The sequence below is a fragment of the Streptomyces sp. NPDC001156 genome (assembly GCF_053598275.1).
On record NZ_JBSFJX010000307.1, the window covers coordinates 1 to 7,375 of the forward strand.

4 protein-coding genes are annotated in these 7,375 nt (G+C 69.2%); 3 read left to right on the top strand and 1 reads right to left on the bottom strand.

Annotated features, from left to right (window positions below; translation table 11 throughout):
- The first annotated feature begins 188 nt into the window (after positions 1-188).
- The gene (locus tag ACWDA7_RS48485; protein ID WP_450614049.1) at positions 189-998 is read left to right on the top strand and encodes a DUF427 domain-containing protein; all 810 of its coding nucleotides are present in this window, start codon (positions 189-191) and stop codon (positions 996-998) included.
- Between the two features lie 36 nt (positions 999-1,034).
- The gene (locus ACWDA7_RS48490; RefSeq protein ID WP_450614051.1) at positions 1,035-1,670 is read left to right on the top strand and encodes a molybdenum cofactor biosysynthesis protein; all 636 of its coding nucleotides are present in this window, start codon (positions 1,035-1,037) and stop codon (positions 1,668-1,670) included.
- A gap of 98 nt (positions 1,671-1,768) precedes the next feature.
- On the opposite strand, the gene ACWDA7_RS48495 is transcribed toward ACWDA7_RS48490, so the two are convergent.
- Entirely contained in the window at positions 1,769-5,533 is a 3,765-nt protein-coding gene (locus ACWDA7_RS48495) for a S8 family serine peptidase (RefSeq protein WP_450614053.1), read from the bottom strand.
- Positions 5,534-6,152: 619 nt separating this feature from the next.
- Here ACWDA7_RS48495 and ACWDA7_RS48500 point away from each other — a divergent pair.
- The gene (locus tag ACWDA7_RS48500) at positions 6,153-7,154 is read left to right on the top strand and encodes a LuxR family transcriptional regulator (protein ID WP_450614055.1); all 1,002 of its coding nucleotides are present in this window, start codon (positions 6,153-6,155) and stop codon (positions 7,152-7,154) included.
- Positions 7,155-7,375: the final 221 nt, after the last annotated feature.

Genomic DNA, 7,375 nt, shown 5'->3' on the forward strand with positions numbered 1-7,375 from the left:
GAGACCACCCACAAACGAAAGCGCCTCGGCGAAGAACAAAAGCCGAGGGTCGGGACCATTTCTACGCTTGACAGCCCCGGCCCTCATGGGTGGGCGGATGATGTGTCGGCACCTGCAGTGGCCGGTTCGCGCGTCCGCCGGACAAACTGGGTGTACGGAAGCGGCAGGGCGGACCGAGGTGATCGCCGATGGCGGATGAGAGTGTGAACTACCCGGGTCTCATCGTCCCGGCCGGGCATGTCGAGCCGGTGCCGCGACGCATCCGTGCACAGGTCTGCGGCCAGTGGGTGTTCGACACCCGGCACGCGTTGTACGTGTGGGAGTGGCCCGGCTATCCGCAGTACAGCATTCCGCTCAGGGATCTGGCCGACGGCGTCCTGACCGACGACGGCCGCGTCGGCCGGCTGGGCCCCGGCCCCGCGCGGCGGCACTCGCTGCGGGTGGGCTCCGAGGTCCGTGAGGGCGCGGCCTGGGTCTGGGACGAGGGAGCCCCGAAGGCACTCATCGGCACCGCCCGTTTCCGGTGGGACGCGATCGACGCGTGGTACGAGGAGGATGAGCAGGTCTTCGTGCACCCGAGGAGCCCGTACACCCGGGTGGACGCGCTGCGCTCGTCCAGCAGCGTGCGCGTGGAGGTGGACGGCACTGTCCTGGCGGACGCGCCGTCCTCGGTGAAGCTCTTCGAAACCGGCCTGCCGACCCGTTACTACGTGGAGCGCGCCTTCGTCGACTGGACTCTGCTGCGTTCCTCGACCACGGTGACGGAGTGCCCGTACAAGGGGAGGACCAGCGGGTACTGGTCGTTCGTGAGCGGGGCCGTCATCCATGACGATCTCGCTTGGGCGTACGACTTCCCGACGGTGTCGTGCACCGCCATCGCGGGGTTGGTCGCCTTCTACAACGAGCACGTCGACCTGTACGTGGACGGTGTCCTGCTTCCGCGGCCCACCGCTCTCTCACGGGCAGAGTGGAACAAGCAGCAGCGGACACATTCCTGAGCCGCCCGCCAGCGCCCACGGATTAGGGTGGACGGTATGTCCGTGGTGGAAGTCGTGCAGTTGCTGGTGTCGCCGGTGCACCGGTACATGGGGCGGCCGTCCGAGGGGCCCTCGGACGCGCCCGGGCAGGAGCTGGTCGGGAGCGTCGAGGTGCGGCGGAACCTGGGCATCGTGGGCGACCGCTACTACGCGCGCCCGGCACATCGCGACGCCGCCGTCACGGTCATGTCGGCCGAGAACCTGCCGCTGGACATCAATCCGCAGGCCGATCTCGGACTCACACGCCGGAACATCCTGCTGCGCGGCGTCGATATCGACGCGTACGTGGGCTCGACGGTGTCGCTGGACACAGGCGCGGGCCTCGTCCTGCTGGCCGTACGCCGTCCCGCGCGACCCTGCGCATGGATGGACGCCGTCATTGGTCCGGGCGCGCAACGCGCCCTGCGAGGCAAGGGCGGCGTGCGGTGCACGCCGCTGACGGACGGCGTTCTGACCGTGGGGAAGGCGGAGTTCGCGGTCGTGGAGGAGGAGCGGAGCCCGTCTTTAGGGAGCGTTTTGTCTTTGGGGGAGTGCGTGGTTCGAGTTTTACCCCATGTGGCACGGCTGTGGCACGCGCAGAGCGACCAGGTGCTTGGAAGAGAGATCGGCGCTCTGGATCGAGAAAGCCGCTGACCCGTGCATGTGCCGCCGTACGCGACCGCGTTGGACAGGGGCCCCTGTCCGCGGTGGATTCCGCGGACAGGGGCCTTTTCGTCAGCCGCCCGTCGTTGCTACTTCAAGCCGAAGGCGCGGATCAGGGTCTGGCTCACGCTGTTCCCCTCCGTGTCCCGCGCCGTGGTGCGCAGGCTCGCGAAGCGGGCCCGCGCCGGCGCGTCGAGCTGCGCCTTCCAATTGCCGCCCGACTGCCGCAGCGTTGCCTTGTGCCACGTGGCGCCGTCGTCGTAGGACACTTCCAGCGTCACCGTACGGATCGCCCCCGTGCCCGCCGCGCCCGTCAACTGCGACGGGGTGACCGTCAGCCCGGTCCGCCGGTGCGCCTTGCCGGACAGGTCGGTGGGCACCGCGTAGTCGAGCTGCACCAGGGGCAGAGGTGTGAGGACCGTGTAGTCCGTGGTGGCAGAGGTGAACGCCCACTCGGTGCGCGTCCGCGTCGAGTACGGCCGGTCCGGCAGGTTCCGCTTGCCCTCCACCACGATCCGGTAGGGCAGCGGGTCGGGTGACAGCCCCTCGGCAGAGATGATGCGCTCGTTGAAGTCCTCGCCGAGCAGCTGGTCGCCCTGGTAGAGCGAGATCTTCGTCGTGTCGGCGTCGACCCAGGCGACGCCCCCGTGACCGCCCGAGTCGCCCCAGGCAGGCAGCCGCGACGTGCTGATGATGTCGCCCGTCCGGTACGGGGCCCGCCAGTTGATGTCGTCGTTCAGCAGCCGCGGGTGCTGGATGGGTGAGAACCAGGTCTCACTGGTGGTGCTGCGCGACTGGTACGAGCGCGCCACGCCCCCCTGATAGAGATCACGCATGCTCGCGGAGGAGACCCATCGGGCGTCCGTGCCCGCCGAAACCCATGACGTCAGCGTGCCCTGGGCCGCAACCGCCGTCGGCTGGATGAGCATGGGGCTGTCGAAGATGACGGACACATCCTCGCGGTACTGGACGGCCTCGCCCTGCTTGGTATTGCGGAACTCATCGTCGATCCGGGCGAGTTCGCCGGGGCCAGGCCGGTAGGACGGATCCCGGGGGACCGCCCCGTCGTAGTGGCGGACCAGGTCGTACACGTAGCGCGGATAGGGGTGCGAGACCACCTTCAGCGTCGCCGTGCCGGTCTTGCGGATCCGGCTCAGCAGCCGTGCGCTGTCGTCGGTGCCGAGCGAGGCCACCGGCAGCGGGGCGGCGTCCGGCAGGTCCGCCCAGGGGTCCAGCTTTCCGTAGCCGTCGTTCAGGATCAGCAGCTGCCTGGCGCCGGCCTTCGCCGCGGCCGCGGCCTGGTCCGGGGCGGGCACGCTGTCGCTGCGGCGCACGACCGCCACCTGGCCGCGCACCCTCACCTCGCGGAAGTCCGCGGCCGAGCCGTCGCCGGCCCAGACGGCCCGGTAGCTGCCCGTGCCCTCCGGCAGCTTGGGGGACAGGCTCTGGATGACGACGTCGTCGTAGGCCTGCGAACCGGCGGAGAACGTCAGCGGCGGCTGGACCTGCCGCCAGCGGGTCGCGAAGACGTACGAGCCCTTCGTCACCTTCGGTGTCGGGGTCACCCAGAGGCTGTCGTACCGCCAGTACTCGGGCATGTAGCTGTCCAGGAACGGGAACAGGCCGCTGTTGGTGCGGTACTGGTCCACCCGCATGAACTGGTTGGCGGTCGGCTGCGGGGTGAAGGCGGCGGCCTTGCGCAGGTCCGCGGCGTCGAAGCGGACGGTGCGGTCGGCGTCGAGGTCGATCTGCGGCGCGGAGAACATCGCGAAGCCCAGCGTGTGCGTGCCGTCGATGCCGGGCACGGCGGTGTTCATCCACGCCGAGTACGTGCCCGGGGACAGGCGCAGGCTCATGCGGCCCGAAGCGTCGATCTCGTACATCTTGGGCGCGGTGTTGTGCTCGACGTCCTTGAGGACCAGGGTGCCGGGCAGGGCGGCCCCGTGGCGGTCCTTGGCCGTGACCGACAGCGTGACGCGCCGGCCCTCCTTGTTCACACCGACCGGCGTGCGGGTGAGAACCGTGCCGTCGGCGCCGGTGGCGGTGAGCAGGCCGGAGTAGGCGGCGTTGTCCTGTGCGGCGTCGAGGTGGGTGATCACGCCGATGGTGGCGGTGCCGTGCGCGGGCACGGTCAGCCGGGTGTCGGTGAGGGTGAACAGACCCTCGGGCAACTGGTCCCGGCTCAGGGACAGGTCCACGGTGACCGGCTCGGCCCCGGTGTTGGTGTAGGTGACGTCCTTGCGGACGGTCTGGCCCGGCGTGTACGGGTAGTGGGCCTGCGCGAACGCGATCCCGGAGGCGACCAGCGTTGCCTTCACCGCGGCGGCGACGTCCAGCCGCCCGCTGCCGGCCTGAAAGGGGCTGAACCGCTGGGTGCTCGAGGTGGTGCTGACCAGCGCGTCCTTGAGTTGCTGCCCCGTCCAGTCCGGGTGTTTGGCAGCCAGCAGGGCCGCCGCACCCGCGACGTGGGGCGTCGCCATGGAGGTGCCGCTCATCGTCTGGTAGGCGCCCTCGCCCTCCGGCGCGTACTGCGAGCGCGCCGCCAGCACGTCCACACCCGGGGCGGTCAGATCGGGCTTGATGGCGTTGTCGCCCACGCGCGGGCCGCGGCTGGAGAAGCTCGCCAGCTGGTCCACGCCCTTCCCCGGGCCGTGCACCGCGCCGACCGTCAGCGCGGCGTCCGCTGCCCCGGGGGCGCTCACGCTGTACGGCGCCGGGCCGGAGTTGCCGGCCGCGATGACGAACAGCGCCCCGGTCTCCTCGCTGAGCCGGTTCACGGCCTGGCTGAGGGGGTCGGTGCCGTCGGTGGGTCCGCCGCCCAGGCTCATGCTGACGACCTTGGCGTGCTGGTCGCGGGCGGCCCACTCCATGCCCGCCAGGATCCAGGAGTCCTGGCCGTTGCCGAGGTTGTCCAGGACCTTGCCGATGTGCAGCGAGGCACCGGGCGCGACACCCTTCTCCGTGCCGCCGGACGCGGCGCCGGTGCCGGCGACGGTGGAGGCGACATGGGTGCCGTGGCCGTGCCGGTCGGTGACGTCCTCGTCGGGCACGAAGCTCTGCGTCGCCGCGATACGGCCGGCGAAGTCGGGGTGCGCGGCGTCGATGCCGGTGTCCAGGACGGCGACGTCCACGCCCTGCCCGGTGTCCCCGCCCGCCCAGACCTCCGGGGCGCCGATCTGCGCGGTGGTGTCGGACAGCGTGGCCTTGGCCTTGCCGTCCAGCCACACCTTGGCGATCCCGTCGGTCAGCCGTCCGGACGGCGACGCCGCCCCGGCCGTACGCGCCCCGGCTGAGCCCGTCGGGGTGCCGGTGAGGGAGGACCAGAAGTCCGCCGCCTGTGCGTGGTCGGCGGATATCGCGGCACCCTGGATGCTGCTGAGTGTCAGGGTCCTGCGCGCCCCCTCCGGGGTCTTTGCGCTGCGGGAGCGAGCGGCGGCGTCGGTGTAGGTGACGATCAGCGGCAGGTGGTCGCTGCGCGCGTCGTCGTAGCCGTCCGCGAGCAGCTCGGTGACGTTGAACAGGTGCTCGTCCAGCGCCCCGGACGCGATGTAGGGCAGCGCCGCGTCGGGATACACATAGATGTCGTCGCCGACCGTCATGACGTGCGCGCCACCGGTCCTGCCCTGGGGATCGGTCACCGACGTGACCGAGCGCCTGCTGCCATTGGCGGTCACCGTGGCCTTGTCGCCGGTGATCAGCGTGACGGTACGCGTGGTCGCCGGACCCGGGGTGACGGTTGCTCTGGGGGAGGGGGACGTCGGAGCGGCGTCGGCCGAGGTGGCAGGACCGGCGGTCGTCAGCACCACCAGGGCTGCGACGGCGGCTGGCAACCCGCGTCTGCGGGACGGAGGCATGGGCAAGGGAACCTCACGGACTCGATGTGCAGGAGACCTCCGCAGTCAGCCATCCGTTCGCATCACTGTAAAGACAACTCTTTGGCACTTCTGTGCCATGTCACCAAGTGGCATTCTTTCAATTCGGCACAATTGACCTCTAAGTGGGACATGTTGAAGAGTGTGAGAAGGTGCCAGATCCCCAAGAAAGCCCACGTGTGAGCAGGCCGCCGCTACCTTGCGCAGTGTGGCCCGGATATGCCGCATCGGTATCTTCCGCCCGAGGCAGCGCATGCTAGCGATGACAAGGTGCAATTCGATTGACCCTAGTGACGCATCGTCACACGGCAGGTCCGGTGCCGCCCCGGCAGTCGTGCCGACTCAACGCCGCGAGCAGTCATGATGCTCCGTATGGCCGGCCTGCGTGCCCGCAGCCCAGCGCCATATCCTTGACCTTCTCGTACCGATCGTCAGACCCGTCGAACCGATCGACGATGTCGTTCTTTGCAGCGACGCGAAGACAGCAGATCGAGTGACCTGACCCGGCGGCCGACAACCGGGCCTGTTTCTTTCGCCGCCGCCCCTGCTTGTAATTTCCTGATCGATATGACACGGCGAAGGCCAGAAGCGGAGAGCAGCGATGGAAAGCGATGCCCCCTTGGCCTTGGTTGGCCTCGATGCGGAGGCGGAGGCTGTCTATCGCCACCTACTGACACGCGGTGGCGGGACTGTCGACAACCTTGTGACGGCATGCGGACTGGGGTGGGAGCAGGCGTTGGCGTTGCTCGAACGCCTGCACCACTCCGGATTGGTCAGCCGTCGATCCTCAGGGGAGTTCCTCACTGTGGATCCTCGTCACGCGCTGCAAGCACTGGTGGAGTCACGCGAGCGTCAACTGGCTGCCGTACGGGACGCGGCGGGGGCGCTCGGCGCGATCTTCGACGACGTCAGACGGGCCAGTACGACCGAACCCGCCACCAGGACGATCAGCGGCCCGGAGGTGGTCGGTGACTACTACTACCGACTGAAGCAGGCTGCCCGATCCGAACTCTGCGCTCTGGACCGCCCTCCCTTCCTACTGGCTCCGAACGGACCACTCGACGAGGCGGCGGTCCGGCGCGGGGTGCGCGTACGTGTCGTCTACGCAGCCGCCAGTTTCGATGCTGAAGGTGGCTGGCAGGGACTGGGCAGTCTCGTGTCGCGTGGGGAAGAAGCCAGGGTCGTACCAACGCTGCCGATCAAATTGGCGATGGCGGACCGGTCGGCGGCGATGGTCTCGCTGAGCCTGGACGCCGACAGCACCGAGTGCCTCTACACCGAAGCGCCCCCCTTGCTGGAGGCATTGACCGAGCTGTTCGAGCGTTACTGGGCCACTGCGCCCTCACTGAGTGGTGGCCCCGACTCCGAATCGTTGCCGTCACCAGGGCCGTCCGCCCAAGGCGACGAGGAGCGGGAGCCCACTGACGAGGAGCGGAGCCTGCTTGCGCTCTTCGCCGCTGGGGTCAAGGACGAGGCCATCGCCCGCCAGTTCGGGGTTTCGACGCGGACGCTGCGGCGGCGGATCCAAGACCTCTACACAGAGTTGGGGACCACCAACCGGTTCGGCGCTGGTGTCGCGGCAGCTCGACGCAACTGGGTTTGAGCGTCCCCGTCCCGCCCTGCCCCGCTCAGACCATTCGCACGGTGTGGCTGTCTCGTTTGGCCCCCTGGTCGGCCCGGCCCCCTCATGCTGTCCGCCCACGGTTTGTCGGACGTCCTGTTTCATGACGAACCGTTCCTAGTCAGTGAGCAGGAGTGAGTCTTGTACCCAGTCCTGGTCAACTGGCGCATCCCGAACGGTGGTGGATGCACTGGTCTCCCGCG

What these genes read in the sequence shown, in the direction of transcription:
- ACWDA7_RS48490 (WP_450614051.1), top strand. Translation starts at nt 1,035, where the DNA reads ATGTCCGTGGTGGAAGTCGTGCAGTTGCTGGTGTCGCCGGTGCACCGG.
- ACWDA7_RS48495 (WP_450614053.1), bottom strand. Translation starts at nt 5,533, where the DNA reads ATGCCTCCGTCCCGCAGACGCGGGTTGCCAGCCGCCGTCGCAGCCCTG.
- ACWDA7_RS48500 (WP_450614055.1), top strand. Translation starts at nt 6,153, where the DNA reads ATGGAAAGCGATGCCCCCTTGGCCTTGGTTGGCCTCGATGCGGAGGCG.
- ACWDA7_RS48485 (WP_450614049.1), top strand. Translation starts at nt 189, where the DNA reads ATGGCGGATGAGAGTGTGAACTACCCGGGTCTCATCGTCCCGGCCGGG.